22 protein-coding genes are annotated in these 18,818 nt (G+C 34.4%); 10 read left to right on the top strand and 12 right to left on the bottom strand.

Annotated features, from left to right (window positions below; all coding sequences use genetic code 11):
- Nucleotides 1-29: 29 nt before the first annotated feature.
- Genes MQX03_RS16430 through MQX03_RS16420 form a run of 3 tightly spaced genes read right to left on the bottom strand, consistent with a single transcriptional unit; the run spans nucleotide 30 to nucleotide 2,289 of the window.
- Complete coding sequence (locus tag MQX03_RS16430) at nucleotides 30-431, bottom strand: OsmC family protein (RefSeq protein WP_242804347.1); 402 nt, start codon at nucleotides 429-431, stop codon at nucleotides 30-32.
- Nucleotide 432: 1 nt separating this feature from the next.
- Entirely contained in the window at nucleotides 433-1,437 is a 1,005-nt protein-coding gene (locus tag MQX03_RS16425; RefSeq protein WP_242804345.1) for a tetratricopeptide repeat protein, read from the bottom strand.
- A 3-nt stretch (nucleotides 1,438-1,440) separates the two neighbouring features.
- Entirely contained in the window at nucleotides 1,441-2,289 is an 849-nt protein-coding gene (locus tag MQX03_RS16420) for a beta/alpha barrel domain-containing protein (RefSeq protein WP_242804343.1), read from the bottom strand.
- Nucleotides 2,290-2,476: 187 nt separating this feature from the next.
- On the opposite strand from MQX03_RS16420, the gene pepT reads away from it, so the two are divergent.
- From pepT to MQX03_RS16400, 4 genes are all read left to right on the top strand, one after another.
- Entirely contained in the window at nucleotides 2,477-3,724 is a 1,248-nt protein-coding gene (gene pepT / locus MQX03_RS16415; protein WP_242804341.1) for a peptidase T, read from the top strand.
- Between the two features lie 164 nt (nucleotides 3,725-3,888).
- Nucleotides 3,889-4,485 (top strand): porin family protein, encoded by a 597-nt coding sequence (locus tag MQX03_RS16410; RefSeq protein ID WP_242804340.1) that lies wholly within the window; start codon nucleotides 3,889-3,891, stop codon nucleotides 4,483-4,485.
- Between the two features lie 78 nt (nucleotides 4,486-4,563).
- A complete protein-coding gene (locus MQX03_RS16405; RefSeq protein ID WP_242804339.1) occupies nucleotides 4,564-5,628 on the top strand; it encodes a sensor histidine kinase in 1,065 nt (354 codons plus the stop codon).
- Complete coding sequence (locus MQX03_RS16400) at nucleotides 5,615-6,352, top strand: LytR/AlgR family response regulator transcription factor (protein WP_242804338.1); 738 nt, start codon at nucleotides 5,615-5,617, stop codon at nucleotides 6,350-6,352. The genes MQX03_RS16405 and MQX03_RS16400 overlap by 14 nt, the downstream gene beginning before the upstream one ends.
- A gap of 1 nt (nucleotide 6,353) precedes the next feature.
- On the opposite strand, the gene MQX03_RS16395 is transcribed toward MQX03_RS16400, so the two are convergent.
- The 4 genes from MQX03_RS16395 to MQX03_RS16380 all read right to left on the bottom strand — a co-directional run bounded on the left by MQX03_RS16395 (nucleotide 6,354) and on the right by MQX03_RS16380 (nucleotide 9,357).
- The gene (locus tag MQX03_RS16395; RefSeq protein WP_242804337.1) at nucleotides 6,354-7,262 is read right to left on the bottom strand and encodes a DUF6268 family outer membrane beta-barrel protein; all 909 of its coding nucleotides are present in this window, start codon (nucleotides 7,260-7,262) and stop codon (nucleotides 6,354-6,356) included.
- Between the two features lie 121 nt (nucleotides 7,263-7,383).
- Nucleotides 7,384-7,647: a CPCC family cysteine-rich protein gene (locus MQX03_RS16390; protein ID WP_242804336.1), complete on the bottom strand. Its 264-nt coding sequence runs from the start codon at nucleotides 7,645-7,647 to the stop codon at nucleotides 7,384-7,386.
- A gap of 66 nt (nucleotides 7,648-7,713) precedes the next feature.
- Nucleotides 7,714-8,778, bottom strand: coding sequence for a thiamine-phosphate kinase (gene thiL / locus MQX03_RS16385; protein WP_242804335.1), 1,065 nt, complete (start codon nucleotides 8,776-8,778; stop codon nucleotides 7,714-7,716).
- A gap of 84 nt (nucleotides 8,779-8,862) precedes the next feature.
- Nucleotides 8,863-9,357: an acyl-CoA thioesterase gene (locus MQX03_RS16380; RefSeq protein ID WP_242804334.1), complete on the bottom strand. Its 495-nt coding sequence runs from the start codon at nucleotides 9,355-9,357 to the stop codon at nucleotides 8,863-8,865.
- Nucleotides 9,358-9,627: 270 nt separating this feature from the next.
- Here MQX03_RS16380 and MQX03_RS16375 point away from each other — a divergent pair, with 270 nt between their 5' ends.
- From MQX03_RS16375 to MQX03_RS16360, 4 genes are read left to right on the top strand one after another with little or no spacing between them, the layout of a single operon-like run.
- Entirely contained in the window at nucleotides 9,628-10,833 is a 1,206-nt protein-coding gene (locus tag MQX03_RS16375) for a BaiN/RdsA family NAD(P)/FAD-dependent oxidoreductase (protein WP_242804332.1), read from the top strand.
- Between the two features lie 6 nt (nucleotides 10,834-10,839).
- The gene (locus tag MQX03_RS16370; protein ID WP_242804330.1) at nucleotides 10,840-11,259 is read left to right on the top strand and encodes an energy transducer TonB; all 420 of its coding nucleotides are present in this window, start codon (nucleotides 10,840-10,842) and stop codon (nucleotides 11,257-11,259) included.
- Between the two features lie 6 nt (nucleotides 11,260-11,265).
- Nucleotides 11,266-11,904, top strand: coding sequence for a DUF2306 domain-containing protein (locus tag MQX03_RS16365; RefSeq protein ID WP_242804328.1), 639 nt, complete (start codon nucleotides 11,266-11,268; stop codon nucleotides 11,902-11,904).
- 5 nt (nucleotides 11,905-11,909) lie between these two features.
- The gene (locus MQX03_RS16360; protein ID WP_242804326.1) at nucleotides 11,910-12,830 is read left to right on the top strand and encodes a YARHG domain-containing protein; all 921 of its coding nucleotides are present in this window, start codon (nucleotides 11,910-11,912) and stop codon (nucleotides 12,828-12,830) included.
- A 12-nt stretch (nucleotides 12,831-12,842) separates the two neighbouring features.
- Here the strand turns inward: MQX03_RS16360 and MQX03_RS16355 are convergent, their stop codons facing one another.
- The 3 genes from MQX03_RS16355 to MQX03_RS16345 all read right to left on the bottom strand — a co-directional run bounded on the left by MQX03_RS16355 (nucleotide 12,843) and on the right by MQX03_RS16345 (nucleotide 14,422).
- Nucleotides 12,843-13,241, bottom strand: a complete 399-nt coding sequence (locus MQX03_RS16355) for a ribosomal maturation YjgA family protein (protein ID WP_242804324.1) — start codon at nucleotides 13,239-13,241, stop codon at nucleotides 12,843-12,845.
- Between the two features lie 94 nt (nucleotides 13,242-13,335).
- Nucleotides 13,336-13,992 carry a thioredoxin family protein gene (locus tag MQX03_RS16350; protein WP_242804323.1) on the bottom strand — a complete coding sequence of 219 codons (657 nt, stop codon included), beginning with the start codon at nucleotides 13,990-13,992 and terminating at the stop codon, nucleotides 13,336-13,338.
- A gap of 16 nt (nucleotides 13,993-14,008) precedes the next feature.
- On the bottom strand, nucleotides 14,009-14,422 hold the full coding sequence (locus tag MQX03_RS16345; protein ID WP_242804321.1) for a TlpA family protein disulfide reductase: 414 nt from the start codon (nucleotides 14,420-14,422) through the stop codon (nucleotides 14,009-14,011).
- A gap of 187 nt (nucleotides 14,423-14,609) precedes the next feature.
- Between MQX03_RS16345 and MQX03_RS16340 the strand changes: the two genes are divergently transcribed.
- Nucleotides 14,610-15,029 carry an energy transducer TonB gene (locus tag MQX03_RS16340; RefSeq protein WP_242804319.1) on the top strand — a complete coding sequence of 140 codons (420 nt, stop codon included), beginning with the start codon at nucleotides 14,610-14,612 and terminating at the stop codon, nucleotides 15,027-15,029.
- Between the two features lie 80 nt (nucleotides 15,030-15,109).
- On the top strand, nucleotides 15,110-15,562 hold the full coding sequence (locus tag MQX03_RS16335; protein ID WP_242804318.1) for an energy transducer TonB: 453 nt from the start codon (nucleotides 15,110-15,112) through the stop codon (nucleotides 15,560-15,562).
- Nucleotides 15,563-15,614: 52 nt separating this feature from the next.
- Here the strand turns inward: MQX03_RS16335 and MQX03_RS16330 are convergent, their stop codons facing one another.
- Together MQX03_RS16330 and mutS are read right to left on the bottom strand one after the other, a co-directional pair.
- Nucleotides 15,615-16,202: a hypothetical protein gene (locus tag MQX03_RS16330; RefSeq protein ID WP_242804317.1), complete on the bottom strand. Its 588-nt coding sequence runs from the start codon at nucleotides 16,200-16,202 to the stop codon at nucleotides 15,615-15,617.
- A gap of 3 nt (nucleotides 16,203-16,205) precedes the next feature.
- Nucleotides 16,206-18,794 carry a DNA mismatch repair protein MutS gene (gene mutS / locus MQX03_RS16325; RefSeq protein ID WP_242804316.1) on the bottom strand — a complete coding sequence of 863 codons (2,589 nt, stop codon included), beginning with the start codon at nucleotides 18,792-18,794 and terminating at the stop codon, nucleotides 16,206-16,208.
- Nucleotides 18,795-18,818 lie beyond the last annotated feature (24 nt).

Below are 18,818 nucleotides of genomic sequence, written 5' to 3'. Positions count from 1 at the left end.
ACAAAACCGCAGAAATCTCTGCGGCTATATTATTGATAAATGAAAATCATGGTCTGTACCAACTCCGGATGAAGGCTTCTCGCTACCGGACAATTGTGAGCAGTTTCTTCAATAAACGCCTTTTCTTTATCTGAATAAGTATCTGAAAAAACAAAATTACAAACGATTTCACCAATTCTTCTTGGCTCAGTTTTCATAATTTTCTGAAGGGTACAGTATGCTCCGTCAATATTGATCTTTTTTTCTTTTCCTAAAATTGCGATGGTTGTGAGAGCACATTCTGCTAAAGAAGTCGCACAAAGATCGGTTGGTGAAAACTTCTCTCCTTTTCCGTGGTTATCGGTTGGTGCATCACTTTCGATGATGGTTCCTGACTGTAAATGTTCTGCTGAACATCTGAGTCCGCCGATGTATGTTATTTTTGATGTCATTTTATTTACTTTTTTTATCTTTTTTATCTAAAATCCTTTTAATTTGTATTCGCAAATCTTCTAAGGTAAAACTGTCATCTTTAAATCCGATTGGAAAAGTTGTATGACCTTCATTAGATTCTTCACATATAACAAATTCAACATCTGTTTTCTCAATTTGAACAGTTTTTTCGATATTAAATTTACGCTCTATTTTTTCACCTGTTTTATTAATCAAGTAAATTGTATAAATTGATTCAAGCGTTTTTTTAGGCTTTTCAAAAGATTTATAAACATTAACCCATTGATTATTCCATTGAAATTCATCAACTGCAAGATTTTTAAATTTGATGTTATCTTCGGGCAGTTTTTTCTGAGAATAAAACACTGTCATTTGATCAAAAATTTCATTCGCTTCAGCAAATTTATTTTGGGCATTTAAAGTTTTAATCAACTTCTCATATAAAATATATTTATTGGGATATATTGATATTCCGTCTGCATAAACCTTTTCAGATTTAGGGAAGTTTTTAATTTGCGCATAATAAAAATTACCTGCATTCTTTATTAATTCAAGATACCACTGATCATCTTTCAGTTTTGAATTTTGAAGACCTTCGACATACGTTTTCTCTTCATTACTAATATCTTGCTTTATTTTGTAAATTCTTGCTTTTTCAACATAAAATTCTGCAAAGGGTGCTTTTGATATTGCAATATTTATATTTTCTATAGCTTGATCATATTTTTTTAAAAACATTAGCGAATAACCTTTCTGAAAATACAACATTACATTATCAAATTTCTTAGATAATGCTTTATCATAATACTCAATCGCTTTTACATCATTTTCCTTTCTAAAAAATGCATAACCGACATAATAAAGTTCTTCACCACTTAAAGTTTCACTCTCCTTTTCCAATTTAACGATTTCGTCAAAATTCTGTTCGTTAAAAAGTTTTAAAACTTTTTGCCCAAAAATGGTTGAGTATGAAAAGAATAATAAAATAAGGTAAAACTTTTTCATACTTTAAAAATGAAAGATATCCTTCGCTCTGTTATAAGAACTTTCGAAATTCAATAAGTTCAATTTATGTTCCGCTTTTTCAACGCTCATAAAATTGATAACTTGTTCGGTCGGCATATTTCCTACCAAATCATCTTTCGCCATCGGACAACCGCCAATTCCTTTGATTGCTGAGTCAAACCTTCTACAGCCTTTATCGTAAGCAGATTTTAGTTTAGAATAAGAATCTTCATATCGATTATGAAAATGCGCTCCAAAATCAATATTTGGATATTTTGAAGGAATTTTCTCAAATAAAACAGAGATTGTTTCTGTCGTTGCAACTCCTGTAGTATCAGACAATAAGATATTTTCAATTCCGATTTCAGAAAAACGGTTGGCCCAGAAATCTACATCTTCCCATTTCCACATTTCACCGTAAGGATTTCCAAATGCCATGGAGAAATAAAGATTCAATTCTTTACCTTCCCTTTTTGTAAGCTCAAGCATTTTAACCACATCATTAAAAGCCTCTTCTTGATTTTTATTGGTGTTTCTGTGCTGAAAAGTTTCAGAAATTGAAAAAGGAAAGCCTAAAATATCGACAGATGGATGCATCAAAGCTTTCTCAGCTCCTCTGTAGTTTCCGATGATTGCAGAAACTTTGGTGTTAGATAAAGATTTATCTATATTTTCGACAACCACAGCAGAATCAGCCATTTGCGGAATTGCTTTTGGAGATACAAAACTAAGGCAATCCAGAACATCAAAGCCCACTTCCATTAATGAGTTAATATAATCGACTTTCTTTGCTGTCGGGATAAATTCTCCCCAACCCTGCATGGCATCTCTAGGACATTCTGTAAGAAACATTTTCACTTTTGATTTTCTCAAATATAATAAAACTAAAACAATTAGTTCTTTGTACAAAACAAAGCTAAGATTCTTTTGATAACCAATAATTTATATCTGATTTATAATTTCAATATCTCATATTCAAATACAAAAAACGTGTTCTCAGCATCAAATTTGCTAACTTTGTTAAAATTTTAGACATCTAATGAGTACAATCGAATTCAACGAAATGTGGAGAGAAAAACTATTAAACCGTTTTCTCAGCTATGTAAAAATATATTCAACCAGTGACGCAGAAAGCGAAACGACACCTTCTACTGAAAGACAGTGGGACATCGCCAACTATATTCTAGAAGAACTAAAGACCATCGGTTTGGAAGATGTTTCTATCGATGACCACGGTTACATTATGGCTTATGTTCCTTCTAACTTGGAGAATGACAGTCAACCGACCATCGGATTTATCTCTCATTATGATACTTCACCGGATTTCAGTGGTGAAAATGTAAAACCTCAGGTTTGGGAAAATTATCAGGGTGAAGATCTGGTTTTAAATAAAGAAACGAACTTCACTTTATCGCCTTCAAAATTTGAAAGCTTAAAAATGTATATCGGTCAGACTTTGATTACAACTGACGGAAATACTCTTTTAGGAGCTGATGATAAAGCAGGTTGTGCTGAAATTGTAACGGCCGCAGAATATTTGATTGCTCATCCTGAAATCAAGCACGGAAGAGTGGCAATTGGTTTCACTCCGGACGAAGAAATCGGAAGAGGCGCACATAAATTTGATGTTACAAAATTCGGGGCAGAATTCGCTTATACAATGGACGGAAGTGAAGTTGGAGAGTTAGAATATGAAAACTTTAACGCAGCCGGAGCAGTGGTGAAAATCCACGGACTGAGCGTACATCCTGGTTATGCTTTCGGAAAAATGGTTAATGCAGGTCTTTTAGCTGCTGAATTTATTCAATTACTTCCTGCAAATGAAACTCCGGCTACAACAAAAGGTTTTGACGGATTTTATCATTTAATGGATATTACCGCTGATATTTCTGAGGCTAAACTTCAATACATTATCCGCGATCATGACGAAGAGAAATTTGAGGCGAGAAAGAAATTCATGGAGGAAAAAGTTGCTGAATTCAACCAAAAACATGGAGAAGGAACGGCTGAAGTTGAGATCAAAGAACAGTACCGCAACATGAAGCAGCAATTTGAAGGCAAAATGCACATCATTGACCTTGCCGCAAAAGCGATGAAAGGAGCGAATATTGAGCCTAAAATCAAGGCAATCAGAGGAGGAACAGACGGAGCTCAGCTATCTTACATGGGACTTCCTTGCCCGAATATTTTTGCAGGTGGAATGAACTTCCACGGACCTTACGAATATGTAGCTTTGGAAAGTATGGAGAAAGCGCTTGAGGTGATTGTGAATATTGTGAAGGCGTAATAAAATAATTTAAAATCATATTAAATCCCTGCTGCATTCGTAGCAGGGATTCTTTTTTTCAAATAGAACATACTTCTCGTCAAATCATCCTTACCATTCATCAAATAAAATTTCAAATCATCGCCTGCAGTTGTTGTTTTGCATCAGATTTTTAATAACATCTTATGAAACAACGTTTTTTAGCATTAAGCTCATTATTTGTATGCATTACTTGCTCGGTTGAAGCCAATGCACAGCAAACCCCGGCCTTCCACATCGGTATCAAAGGAGGAACTAATTTTACAAAAACATCTACTGAATCTTCAGGAATCGAGGGGAAATATGGCTTGGGATATCAAGCTGGAGTGATGACAAGAGTAGATTTTAACCGTTTATATGTACAGGGAGAGGTTTTGTTCAACAAAAGAAAAACTTCTTACGAAATGAAAGACGGGAGTTCTTCAAAATTAAAGTGGAATTCCATTGATCTACCTATCGTCATTGGTTACAAAATTGTCAACAACAAAGATTTCAATATCAGGGCATTTGCAGGTGGCGTTTACAGTTATGCTTTTAATGATAATTTATCTGCAACGAAAGCTCTTCAGGAAGGATTCAAAAAATTTGATAAGTTCAACGTCGGGATCACAGGAGGTGTCGGAATGGATTATAAAAACTTCACAGTTGATCTTCGTTATGAGACAGGATTATCCAGCATCAGCAAGGAATTTAAATCTAAACCTCACAGTTTTTCATTGGGGATCGGATACTTCCTGTTCTAAAAACTTAAATTATCTTTACGTATTAGAAACTGCAGTTTTGCGGTTTCTAATTTTTTATAAATCTACCTTGCTCAATCTATGACAAAGCCTTTAGTCTTAAAAAAACATATATTAATTATCATTTTCTGGCTTGTTTTCGGGATGGCGATCTGGATGCAGATTCAGGTTGACGCCGGAATGTATAATGCCTTTATACAGACTTCTATCATCCTGATAAGTTCTTTTATTTTTGCACACTTCTTAACCGACAAACTTCTCCCGAAAGCACTGATTTCCAAAAAGATGAATCAGTTTTTAGTAGAAGCTGGAATTGTAATTATTTTACTGAGTTTTATATTCTCGTTTGTCTTTGCTTATATCAATATTGACGCGCAAACTCCTCTTCCGCCAAGTTTCTCGGGGCATTTGGCTGTGTTGTGGAAAGGTTTTTATTTATCAATTCCTGCATCGCTTCTCATTATCGGAACTGCTTGTGGAATCAGGTTTTATCTGGAACATGGAAAAATAGAACGGGATCATATTTTATTACAGCAGGCACATTTGGAAAGTCAGCTTAAACTGTTACAGGATCAAATCAATCCGCATGTGATGTTCAATGTTTTGAATCATATTCATATTTTAATGAAAACGAATACGGAGCTTGCTTCTTTTCTGTTATTAAAATTCTCTGACATTCTGCGGTATCAATTGTATCACTGCAATAAAAATCAGGTTATGGTCAATCAGGAAATTCAATATCTCCAAGATCTGGTGGAAGTTGAAAAATTGAGATGGGGAAATGAACTGGACGTAAAAGCCACCTGGGATATCAAAAATAAAAAAGCTTTCATTGCTCCTCTTCTGCTCGTTCCATTTATAGAAAATGCTTTTAAATATGTTTGTCGTTTGCCTGGGCATAAAGGCTACATCATCATTTCATGTAAAGAAAAAGACAATACGCTTTCCTTTTATGTTGAAAATTCTTATTCAAACATCACCACTTACAAAAAGAAAGACGGCGCACACGGAATCGGCCTTCAAAATGTAAAAAAACGGCTAAACCTTCAATATCCGGATTCACACACGTTAAAAATCGAATCTAATGATGACATCTACAAAGTTTCTTTAACTTTAAAATTATCCCAAGAAAATGACGAACAATAATCTTCCCAAAATGAAATGCTTGATTATAGATGATGAGCCGTTAGCGAGATTTCATCTGAAAGAAATGGCCGATCAAATTGACTTTTTAGAGGTTGTAGACACTTGCGCAACTGCATTGGAAGCCAATTCTAAAGTGCAGGAAAAACAGATCGATCTTCTTTTTTTGGATATTAATATGCCTTATTTAACGGGTCTTGAGTTTTTGGAACAATTAGAAAATCCGCCGTTATGCATCCTTACAACCGCTTATTCGGAATATGCTTTGGAAGGATACAGGCTTCAGGTAGTTGATTATCTGTTGAAACCTATTGCTTTTAACCGTTTTTATCAGGCGGTTAATAAGGCACAGCAACAATTCATCATGTCTGAAAAAATAAAAAGAAATACCCCTTTTGATGATCCTTTTTTGTATGTTCGGCAGTCTGATTCTTTTATCAAAGTTTCGTGGGTAGATATTTTATTTATTGAAAGTATGCAGAATTATACGAAGCTTCATTTTAAAGATAAATCGCTTGTCATTCATCAAACGATGAAAGCTATCGAAGAATCGCTTCCTGCTGAGCATTTTTTCAGAATTCATAAATCATTTTTAATCAATATCACTCATATCGATATGATCTCAGGAGGACGTTTATTTATCAATAAAATTGAGCTTCCTATATCCAGAACCCGAAAAGAAGAATTGCTCAATCAGGTTGTGTATAAGAAGCTCATTAGTAAATAGTTTAGGGTAAATTCCAACGAAGGGCAACTGCTACATAAAATGTACTTGAAAATCGGGGATCTTCACCTTTTTTCATCTTAAAAATGCTTTTTATTTTGCGTTCGTTTTCATTGAAGCTTCTCAATAAAGCCGTTCCTCCCGTTAATTTCAGGCTTACTGACTCATTGATCTTAATTTCCGGTCTTAAGCCTGCTGTGATCTGCTGATATCCCAGTAATACAGATTTTCCGTCCTTGTTTCTTTCTACGGTCATTCCGTTTAAACCAACAACAGCTTTTAATGCAAATTTGTCTGTGAACTGATAGCCAGCTTCCATTCCTTCCGGAAAATTGATGTTAAACTTAATTTTATTGCCTGTTTTCCAATCAAAATAGATCCAGGGCATAATCATCGGAACTCCAAACGCAGTGGTCAGAACGGGTCCTAAGCCAAGAGCCAGGTTAGGATTAAAATTCTTGATAAAAAGTACTCCACCCTGTCCTAAAACATCATCAAAATCTACATTTTCAAGATCTGTATAGACGCCGACTGATGCCGTCATCATCATGCTCCATTTTCCACCTAAAGGTCTTAAATGTTGCAAACCGACCTGAGCGTTCAGCATTTGATCAGGAAACAGCTGAGTTTCATAGTTTCTGTGAGACATTTTAGCGTAAGAACCATTGGCGAGTAAAGACCACGACTTCACTTTACCATCCTCATTTTTCTTCATTGATAATGGAATATTAAAGCTTAGATCTACCCTTTTAAAATCACTCTTAGAATCTGTTTTTACGCTATCCTCCGGACGGATATAGCTAGAGTGTGGAATATATTCTGTTTTAAGCTCCCCGGAAATTCCGGTCTGTGCGTTTACCCAACAACTGAAGTGGGTCAAACAATAAAAAGCAGTCAAAAGACCTTTCTTCATAATTAAAAAATTTATGCAAAGAGAGGTCTTCGTTTCTTTTTTACAAAAATTACTTGATTAAGTGTCGAGATGCTATGATGAGTTGGAATAATGGAAGGATGAGATAAAACTGATGTTATTTTTAATTTGTTTTCTTATGAATTTTATTTTCTGGATTTTTTATAACATTTTTCACAAATCGTTCTTCACATGCTCCAAATTTTATAAAATTTTCCTTGCCTTTTTCTAAAGTCATATGATTTGAATGACTAATTTTTTTCAAATCAAAACATCCATCATCTTCCCAAAAACAAGCTTTACATATATTGTAATTTCCTCTTTCCTTTAGAGTAAAACACCCACAACAATAGCATTGAACGCTTAAATTGTTATTTGGTTCATCCATACATTTAAAATCAACAAAAAAGCCACTACAAAAATGCAGTGGCTTCACAATATTTAAAATTAAATTTTAACCGTTTTGCTGATTGTTCAAAAAAGCATCCCAACCTTGTGCCGTCAACGCAACCAACTGATTAGAACCTCTTGCTACCATAAAATTTCCTTCTTCTTTTTCAACAGCATGACCGATAATGGTAAAATCCGGATGGTTTTTTATCTTATCAAAATCCTCTGAAGCAATCGTGAACAATAATTCGTAGTCTTCACCGCCGCTTAACGCTGTCATGACAGGATTTAAATTCAGATCATCCGCCGTTGTAATCGTCAGATTATCCATCGGTATTTTTTCTTCATACAATCTGAAACCCACTTTCGACTGATCAGAAAGATGTAAAATTTCAGAAGCTAGACCGTCTGAAATATCAATCATAGATGTTGGTTTAATATCCAATTGCTCTAAAATTCCTTTTACATCAGTTCTAGCTTCCGGCTTCAACTGTCTTTCTAAAATATAGTCGAAACCTTCCATTTCAGGTTGCATATTGGGGTCAGCTAAGAAAACGGCATGTTCTCTTTCTAAAATCTGAAGTCCCATATAAGCGCCACCCAAATCTCCACTTACTACGAGCAAATCGTTTGGTTTTGCGCCGCTTCTTTTCACGATATTTTCTTCATCTTCAATTCCGACAGCAGTAATGCTCATGACCAAACCTGCATTGGAACTTGTTGTATCTCCACCGATTAAATCAACTTTATATCTTCCGCAAGCCGCCTGAATTCCGGCATACAATTCTTCCAAAGCTTCCACCGGAAAACGGTTTGAAACTGCAAGAGAAACCAAGATCTGCGTAGGCGTTGCATTCATCGCAGCAATATCACTAAGATTTACCACAACAGCTTTGTAGCCTAAATGCTTCAATGGAACATATCCTAAATTGAAATGAACTCCTTCCGCCAAAACGTCAGTCGTTAAAACTACTTTCTTGTTTCCGGGATTGATTACAGCGGCATCATCTCCTACTCCAAGTTCCGAAGACTCGTTGGATAAAGGAAAAAATTCCGTTAGGTGTTTTATCAGTCCAAACTCTCCTAATTTAGAGATTGGCGTTAATTCTGGTTCTTTATCTTCAAACATAAATTTTATATAAGTAATGGGTAATTGGTAATGAGTAATTTTAAGTGCTGTCAATAAATTAAACTCAAGACCTTAAACAATAAGCTAAACAGCTAATAGCGATGGATCAATATTTTCCGGACGGAAAGGAAGTTTTTTAAAATCTTCTCTCGTCATCAATATGGTTTCCGCAGTTTTGTATTTATTCATCGCTTCGACAACGTCATCTGGTGGGGAAGTCATTTTCCTCAACATCGTATCAATCCAAACTCCTGTCGCTTCTGAAGTGGCACAATGTGAACCATCAGGAAGATAAAACTTATGTACAAAACGGTAGATTGCAGCATCTTCTGCACACCCGTCGATTTCAAGGCTTACGATTACTTTTTGGTCTGCGAAAATTTCTTTAAAAAAAGAAAATCTTTCGTGCATAATCACAGGACCAATTCCCCAACGGCTCATTTGGGTAACTCCCATTTTTTCTTTTTTCATAAAAGCCATTCTAGTCTGCGCACAATATTGCACGTAAGACGAGTTGGCAAGATGTTTATTGGCGTCTAGATCGCTCCAGCGTACTTCAAAGGTATGGTAGAAAGTCATTTAATTTTGTTTAAAAGTGAATTATTGAATAGTAACCATCTGAAGTATCTGCAATGTTTGTCATTCCGTAGGAATCTAAACAAGACCATTTAAATCAGCTGAGATTCCTACGGAATGACAAACTAGATAAAGAATGAGAAAAAATACTTATTGTGGTTAATAATTTCGTTTAAAAATTCAAAAATTATAATCCTCAAAATTACTCAAATAAGATGGTTTATAAAAATTGTAGTTTTGCAAAAATAATCTTCAGCATAAGATTACATAGTTATGAAGCAAATTATCATTATCGGAGGCGGAGCGGCAGGGTTTTTCTGCGCAACAAATCTTGACGAAAAGAAATATAAAATTACAATTCTTGAGCAAAATTCAGATGTACTCCAGAAGGTAAAAATTTCGGGAGGCGGAAGATGCAATGTTTCTCACGCATGTTTTGACCCAAAAGAATTGGTTCAGTTTTACCCTCGTGGAAATAAAGAATTATTAAGTGTTTTCACCAAATTTCAACCCGGTGACACGATGGACTGGTTTGAAAAACGAAAAGTTTCGTTGAAGATAGAAAATGATAACAGAATTTTCCCTGAAAGCAATTCTTCTCAAACGATTATCAATACTTTTCTGAATGAAATTCAAGAGAAAAATGTTGAAGTAAAAACTAAATGTTCGGTAAAGGAAATTGAAAAACGAGACGAAAAATATCTTGTGAAAACAAGTTTGGGAGATTTTTTAGCTGATTATGTAGTTTATACAACCGGAAGCTCGCCTAAATCTTTAAAGATGATTGAAAATTTGGGACATAAAATTATTGATTTGGTTCCTTCACTTTTTACATTTAATATTAAAGATGATTTGCTGAAAGATCTTTTGGGAACAAGTTTTGAAATGGCAGAAACGTCGATCCCGAAATTAAAAACTGAGGAAAGCGGATCATTGTTAATTACGCATTGGGGACTTTCGGGACCTGCAATATTGAAAATTTCGGCTTGGGAAGCGATTAATCTGGCGAAAGTAAAATACAATTTTGAAGTTCAGGTTAATTTTATTTCAAAAGATATTGATGATGCGGAAGAATTATTTCAGAATTTTAAAATTTCAAATCCTAAGAAATTAATTGGATCATCAAAAATATTTGATGTGACGAATCGTTTTTGGCAAAGAATCTTGGAAGTTTCAAAAGTTAATTTAAATAAACAAATTGCCAACATTTCCGGAAAAGAAATACAGATGATTTTGGAAAATCTCTGCAAAAAGAAATTTCAGGTAACCGGAAAATCTACTTATAAAGATGAATTTGTGACTGCAGGTGGTGTAGATTTGAAGGAAATTAATTTCAAAAATATGTCTTCGAAATTATTGCCAAATTTTTATATTGCAGGAGAAGTTCTAAACATTGATGCGGTAACTGGCGGATTTAATTTTCAGGCTTGCTGGAGCGAGGCGTGGCTGATTGCACAGGATTTGAATAATTTAAACTAAAAAAATATGAAAAAAAATTTAGTCCTAATCTCATTTTTAGGCTTTACACTTGCTTTTTCTCAAGTACAGGAAGGAATAAAGGCAAGCCCTTCACAAAAAGAATCTTCCAGAGAAACTTACGTTCCGGAAGCTGATATTCAACCTTCTTTTCCCGGTGGAATTAACGAGTTTAGAGGTAAAGTTGCACAAAAAATAAATATTAAAAAAATAAAAAATGCAACAGGGAAAGTAAACTCAACAGCCAAATTCGCAGTCAACATGCAAGGTAATATAGAAAGCATTACTGTGTTTGGAAATAATGATGATCTTAATAGCGAAGTAGAAAATGCAATAAAGTCAATAAAAACCAAGTGGAAACCTGCAACATACAAATCACACCCTGTGAAATATTGGTTTCAGCTTCCTTTTTCCGCTTTCATTGATTAATCATAAATGCTTTCAGCTAAAAAAAATATTCAGAATATCTCAAAAATCCTTTTAATAATCGGGTTCGGGTATTTCTTTTGGCAAATGCTGAAAATCACTTTAGAATATATTCCTTTAGACACCAATGTCAGTTTTTTAATGATTAAACAAACTGAAGTCGTAGAAAGACCTGAATATTTATATTTTTTTTACAGCCATGTTTACACGAGTATTTTTGTTTTATTGGTAGGATTTCTGGCCATTCTAAGAAAAGATTTCGGATTGAAAAACTTTCACAGAAATGCCGGTAAAATTTATATTTTTTTGATCTTAATTTTTGCAGCACCTTCCGGAATTTACATGGGGATTTTTGCCAATGGTGGTTTTTTATCTAAAATTTCGTTCGTTATTTTAGGCTGCTTATGGTGGTTTACTACGTTTAAAGCTTATCAATTAGCCCGGCAAAAGAAATTTAAAGAACACAAACAATGGATGTGGCGAAGTTTTGCATTGACAATTTCTGCCATCACTTTGAGAATGTGGAAAGTAATTATTGTATATTTATTCCACCCAAATCCGATGGATGTTTATCAAATCATTGCGTGGCTCGGCTGGGTTCCGAATATTATTTTAATTGAATATTTAATCAGAAAAAAGCACATTTAATTTATATGAAAATTTTAAAATTAACTTTAATTGCTCTGTTTACAATCGGTTTGACAAGCTGTAAAAAAGACGCTACAACCGAAGAAAAATCTAAAGACAGTTTAACTGCTAAAAAAGATTCTGTCGTCATTCCCGAAGTTCATAAAGAATATTACGGAATTTACACCGGAGAATTTGCCGGAAAAGAGATGATGCATGATAATGAAGCTGATGAAGACTATGAAGGAATAAATATCAAAAGACTGTCTTTAAAAATCAATCGAATTACTCAAGATTCCGTGTACGGACAAAGTATTGTGAACGGAACACAAAGACCTTTCAGAGGTGTTTTTAACGAGAGTTCTCAATCTTTTATTTTGGATGAACCAGGAAATGATAAAACCGATGGAAGATTTGAAGTTAAACTTAAAAACGACAGCATCACCGGAAAATGGACTGCTTTTAATAAATCTGCAGTAAAAGCGTCTTTGAAAAATTTAAAACTGATTAAAAAAGAGTTTGTCTACAATCCGAATTTTATGCTGGATCAAAATTCTGAATTAATTGATTGGGAAAATCCGAGAGATTTTAAAGAAAAATATACCGACGAAGAAACAGGAAAAACAGAAACATACACCCAATCTAAAAATAGAGTTGCTTCTGATGCGGTTTTTAAAATCAATGCTTCAAAACAAAAACTGAGCGAAAAAGACATCAAAAACCTTCGAAAACTCGACATGGAAATCATTAAAAATTCGGTTTTCGCAAGACATGGTTATTCATTCAAAAAACAGACTTACAGAAACTTTTTTGAACAGACCGATTGGTACATTCCGGTTTCCAATAATGTTGACAGCGAGCTTTCCCCGATGGAAAAAGAAAATGTAGCTTTGCTGAACCGTTTCATCAAATACGCAGAAGATAAATATGATTCTTTTGGAAGGTAATTTTCCCGAAGATTAAACGGATTTTGAAGATTCGTTTTGATAAAATTTAATTTTAACCAAAAGATAAAGGATCAAACATCCCACTCCGTAACACAGAATATCAATCCACGAAAAAGAATTTCCGATTACGATATACATTAGGCTTCCCGGTTGGAAGCCTAATTTTTCTGCAATGTTGAAAAATTGGGCAAACTCTATCAGGCAAGAAAAAGCAAAAATTCCGAGAATTAATTTTGTGTTGTTGGTTATGAAAAAGCTTTTCACAAGAGTATACAACAGCATTACAACGATCACATCTCCCAAATAAGCTCTGATAAAAAACTGATCTTTTAAAACGGTGGCAATTAAAACCTCAACAAGGAAAATAAGGAGGGTTAAAAAGAAATATTTCAGGTTAAATTTAAATTTCATCGTGATTAATTTTGGCTAAAGTATTTGATTTTGTGTTAAAAAAAGAGCGGACTAAAGTCCGCCCAATATCTGTATTTTATTTAAATATCCGAAATTATTTTTTCACTTTTATCGTGCATCCGATGGCAACGGTTTTATTCATTTTTATCGTTTGATTTTTAATTAAAGCATCCACAGCATCTTCTACATAACGCTCTGAAACATCATTCGGGTCTTCATAATTATTATCCACTGCTCCGATGTATTTCACGATATTTTTTCCATTTTCTTTCTGAAGAATAAAAACGTGCGGGGTTTTTGTCGCACCATATTGAGGATAGATTTTCTGACCTTCATCTACCAAATACGGAAATGTAAAACCTTTTTCTTTGGCTCTTGTAATCATTTGCTGATAATCATCTTCAGGCTGTACGTTGGGATCATTTGGGTTGATTGCAATCACAGGATATCCTTGATTTTTATATTTTTTATCGAGCGCTACAATTCTGTCTTCATACTTTTTTGCATACGGACAATGATTGCAGGTGAAAACGACAATAAAACCTTTTGCTTTTTTAAAATCGCTCAGAGAAACCATTTTTCCGTCAACATTTTTTAGTTTAAAATCTGCTGCTTCATCACCAACTTCATATCCTTTTGCAGAAGAAACTTCGTGTTTCGTATTTTCATTTTTATCGCTGTTGATTTTTGTAAAACTCAGTAATCCAAGTCCGACAACAAAAGCTGTCATTAATATTTTAAAGCTTTTCATAGTATTTCGATTTTGTTTAATTTAAATTTTTCACAATGGTATTCTCCAACTCTTCTTTGCTCATTTCGCCGTCATTGAAATGTACTTTTTCTCCATTTTTATAAAAAATCGTCACCGGAATATTTCCGTCCCAGTTTTTCTCGAAACGAGGAATCCAGGTATTCATTCTTTTAATATCATCTAATAAAACCACTTCCGCAGTGAGGTTTTTCTTTTTGATAAATTCAATCACACGTTCTTTATCTTTGGCTCTGTCTAAAGAAACCAACAGCATTTTATATTTTGGATTGCTATTAAATTTTTCGTTGACCTCCATAAAATCTGGAAGTTCTTTCACACACGGAGCGCAAGTTGTGGACCAGAAATTTATAACCAATACTACATCTTTTTCTTCCTTAATCTTATTTTCTAACTGTTCATATTTAATCATAGGAATATCATTTATAATAATTTGTTCCTGTGAAAAATAAAAAGACATACTAAAAATCAATGCAATTAAACTCAAAAATTTCTTCATGCTCAAAATTAGCGAATGAATCTCTATATCAATACGATACCGTTGTTAAACTTTGTTAATTGATTTAAATTGAGAATCTTATTTTTGCATAAATTAAACGATGAGAAAACTTATTTTATTTTCAACAGTATTATTTAGCTATTTCGCAAACGCACAAGAAGTTGCAGGAACTACCGAATTAGAAGAAGTAAATTTAAAAAAATACAAAACCGAAATCTTTAATGTTGTTGAAAAACCTGCTGAGTTTCCCAAAGGCTTACTTACATTCAGGGAACTTTTTGCCAAAAAATTTAAAGAAAGAAAAGTTATAAGCAATGGAGAGGAAAAATGCGAGCTCACTTTTGTGATTCAAAAAGATGGTACGCTCACGGAAATAAAAGCAATTGGAAATAACGAAAGTTTTAATAATGAAGCTATCCGAGCAATTTCTAAAATAAAAGAAAAATGGATTCCGGCAGAAATAAACGGAAATAAAGTGAGATACCGCTTCAGACTCCCACTTACTATGAAGTTTAAATAATTGGTATTAAGTTTGATACCCCTCAATTAACTATACATCTGAGAATATCGCTCAGAATCAGTATTATAAAATCAAATGGAATGAAAAAAGCGATTTTTTTGCTTGGTTTGTCTTTGGGCACATCTATTTATGCTCAGGAAACTGTAAATAAAAACACGATTGAAAACAATATCTCAGAGATACCCAACTATAATGAATTGGTAAAGAAAAAGATTAATTTAAAAGATGTTGTAACCTCCGCAGACAAAGCTCCCGAATTCCCTGGTGGTTTTGAAGTTTTTAAACAAAAATATTTTGAAGGAATGCCCACTGTCAATCTAAAGCAAAATCAAAAGCTAGATACCCGCATTTATTTTGTTGTTGAGAAAGACGGCTATGTAAGAAATATTGCAGCTATCGGAAGCGACAAAAAACATGTAGAAGCAGCAGAATTAGGCGTTAAAAGAATTTTTACTCGCTGGAAACCAGCAATGATTGGAGACAAACCAGTACGTTATCTTTATACATTTCCTTTATCTTCGAGAAAGTTTTAATTGATTATTATTACATTGGTTAAACCATCACGCTTAACTTGATATAATATTACTACAGATGATTGGTTACTGCTTTTCTCTCTTCCCGGTAGGCGAAATACGCCAGCCCACCATAATAAGAACCGAAAAGTAAAAACCTTCCAAAATTGGTCATGACTTTTCCATCGCCTCTTACTTCTGGATTTGTAATGCCTAAGTATTCTAACAAATTCTCAGCTAAAACAGTAATCAGAATAATCGGGAAGAGAAGTAAAATCTTAAGAAAACGAAACTTAAGTAACTTTCCTCTCTGCTCGTCGGAAAAATTAAATAAGAGATATTTGTTGGCTAAAAAAATAGAAAGAAAGGTATTAAAAACGATGGAGTTGAATCCCAATCCATTATAAAAATAAAACAGTCCGCTACAAAAAATCAAAGAAAGGAAAACGACACGGAATTTTTGAGGGAAAAATAAAAGAAAGATAACAGGAAAAAAAATCATCAGATCGTAGAACCAAAGATCTACATATTGCTTGATAATTTCTTTATCAATGTTTTTCCCAAAGACCAAAATGTAGAGATATTGACAACAAAGAACGACGTAGGATGCAGTAGTTTCATACTTCCAAAACGTCGGTTTTCTGTGAATAATACCTTTCATTTCCTACTTTCCAATCATTTTTTTAATTGAATTCAACTTCATCAAAGCTTCAATCGGCGTCAACGTATTAATGTCAATTTTCGTCAGTTCTTCTCTGATATTTTCCAAAACCGGATCGTCTAGCTGAAAGAAAGAAAGCTGCATGTTTTCTTCGGTCACTCTTTTAATTGTATCTGAACTTCCACTCTGTGAACGGCTTGCTTCCAAAGTTTTCAGAATATCATTCGCTCTGTTCACAACTTTCGATGGCATTCCGGCTAATTTCGCAACGTGAATACCGAAACTATGTTCACTTCCACCCGGAATTAATTTTCTTAAGAAAATGATATTTCCTTTGTTTTCCTGAATAGAAACGTGGAAGTTTTTCACACGCTCAAAGTTGAAAGTCATTTCATTCAACTCGTGATAATGCGTTGCAAATAGAGTCTTTGCCTGCGTCGGATGCTGATGCAGATACTCTGCAATCGCCCACGCAATCGAAACCCCGTCATACGTTGAAGTTCCACGACCAATTTCGTCTAATAAAATCAAACTGCGATCTGAAATATTATTTAAAATATAAGCCGCTTCATTCATTTCCACCATAAAAGTAGATTCTCCGGCAGAAATATTGTCGCTCGCCCCAACTCTTGTGAAAATTTTATCTAAAACTCCAATTTCCGCGTGTTTTGCAGGAACAAAACTTCCGATTTGAGCCATCAGACAAACAATTGCAGTCTGACGAAGAATTGCAGATTTACCTGCCATGTTGGGTCCGGTAACCATAATAATTTGTTGAGAATCTTTATCTAAAAAGATATCATTTGGAATATATTTTTCGCCTAAAGGAAGTGCATTTTCAATGATCGGATGTCTCGCTTCTTTTAAATCGATTTTAAAACCATCATTTAAGACAGGTTTTGTATAACTTTCAGAAACCGCCAGCTCAGAAAGACCCACTGCAACATCAAGCTGCGCAATAATATTTGAATTTTCCTGAATTCTATCCATATAAATCATGGTATCTGAACAGACTTTTCGGTACAATTGATTTTCCAAAACACTGATTTTTTCTTCAGCGCCCAGAATTTGGCTTTCGTATTCTTTTAATTCCTCAGTGATGTATCTTTCTGCATTGACCAATGTTTGCTTTCTTATCCAATCACTCGGAACTTTATCTTTATGCGTATTTCTAACTTCAATAAAATATCCGAAAACATTATTAAAATCAATTTTCAGGCTTGTGATTCCGGTGCGTTCCACTTCACGCTGGCACATTTCGTCAAGGAAACCACGGCCTTTGTTTTGTAAACCTCGTAAATGATCGAGTTCTTCGGAAATATTTTGTTTGATGACATTTCCTTTCGCCAAATTGACAGGGAGTTCTTCATTCAGATGATTTTCAAGTAATTCAATCAAATCATCTAAAGAGTTTAATGGCTCTAACCAAGCTAAGACATCGGCATGAGGATGAAGTAATCCTTTTATCTTCTGAATATTAATTAAACTTTGACGCAGATAACCTAATTCTTTAGGTGAAATTTTTTCTGCCGCGAGTTTCCCCATTAATCGGTCTAAATCTGAGATCGCTCTCAGTAATTCTGAAATTTCATATTTCAGCTGATCATTTTCGTTTAAAAAGTCAATCAATGACAATCTTCTTCCGATTTCTTCTACAGATTTTAACGGAAGGATAATTCTTCTTCTCAATAATCTTCCACCCATTGGTGTAGACGTTTTATCAATAATATCGAGCAAAGATTTTCCTTTCGGATGACTTGGATAAACGATTTCGAGATTTCTCAGCGTAAAATGATCCATCATCAGATAATCTTCCTGCGGAATAATCTGAATTTTGGTGATGTGTGCCAGCAATTTGTGATGCGTATCTTCAACAAGATAGGCGAAAATAGCTCCTGCTGCGGTAATTGCCAAAGGTAAACCTTCAACTCCAAAACCTTTTAATGAATTGGTTCTGAATTGATTCGTTAGTTTTTCGTAGGCAAAATTATATTGATACGCCCAATCTTCCAGTTTAAAAACATTTCTGTTTTTCAGCTGATCGGGAATTTGTACACTTCGCTGATAAATAATTTCACTCGGATCAAACGTATTGATGATGTGTAAAATTTTATCTAAATTCCCCTCGCTTACCAAAAATTCTCCAGTTGAAACATCGACCAAAGCGATCCCATACTTTTCTTTTTCTTTGTGAAGCGAAAGCAGGAAATTGTTCTTTTTTGATGTCAAAACCTGATCGTTAAACGTCACTCCAGGTGTAACCAGTTCTGTCACACCACGTTTTACAATTCCTTTGACGGTTTTGGGGTCTTCTAATTGGTCACAAATTGCCACACGAATTCCGGCTCTTACCAATTTAGGCAAATAAGAATCTACCGAATGATGCGGAAAACCAGCCAGTTCGATATGACCATCTCCGTTAGCTCTCTTGGTCAAAACAATCCCCAAAATTTGAGAAGTTCTCACAGCATCCTGCCCAAAGGTTTCGTAGAAATCTCCCACTCTGAAAAGTAAAAGTGCATCAGGATATTTCGCCTTGATGGTATTGTACTGCGTCATTAACGGGGTCTCTTTCTTCGTCGCCTTTGCCATTGAGATTTACTTAAATTTAGGTTG

This window comes from Chryseobacterium aahli (assembly GCF_022699665.1).
GTDB lineage: Bacteria > Bacteroidota > Bacteroidia > Flavobacteriales > Weeksellaceae > Chryseobacterium > Chryseobacterium aahli.
This window is presented reverse-complemented; position numbering and strand designations above follow the sequence as displayed.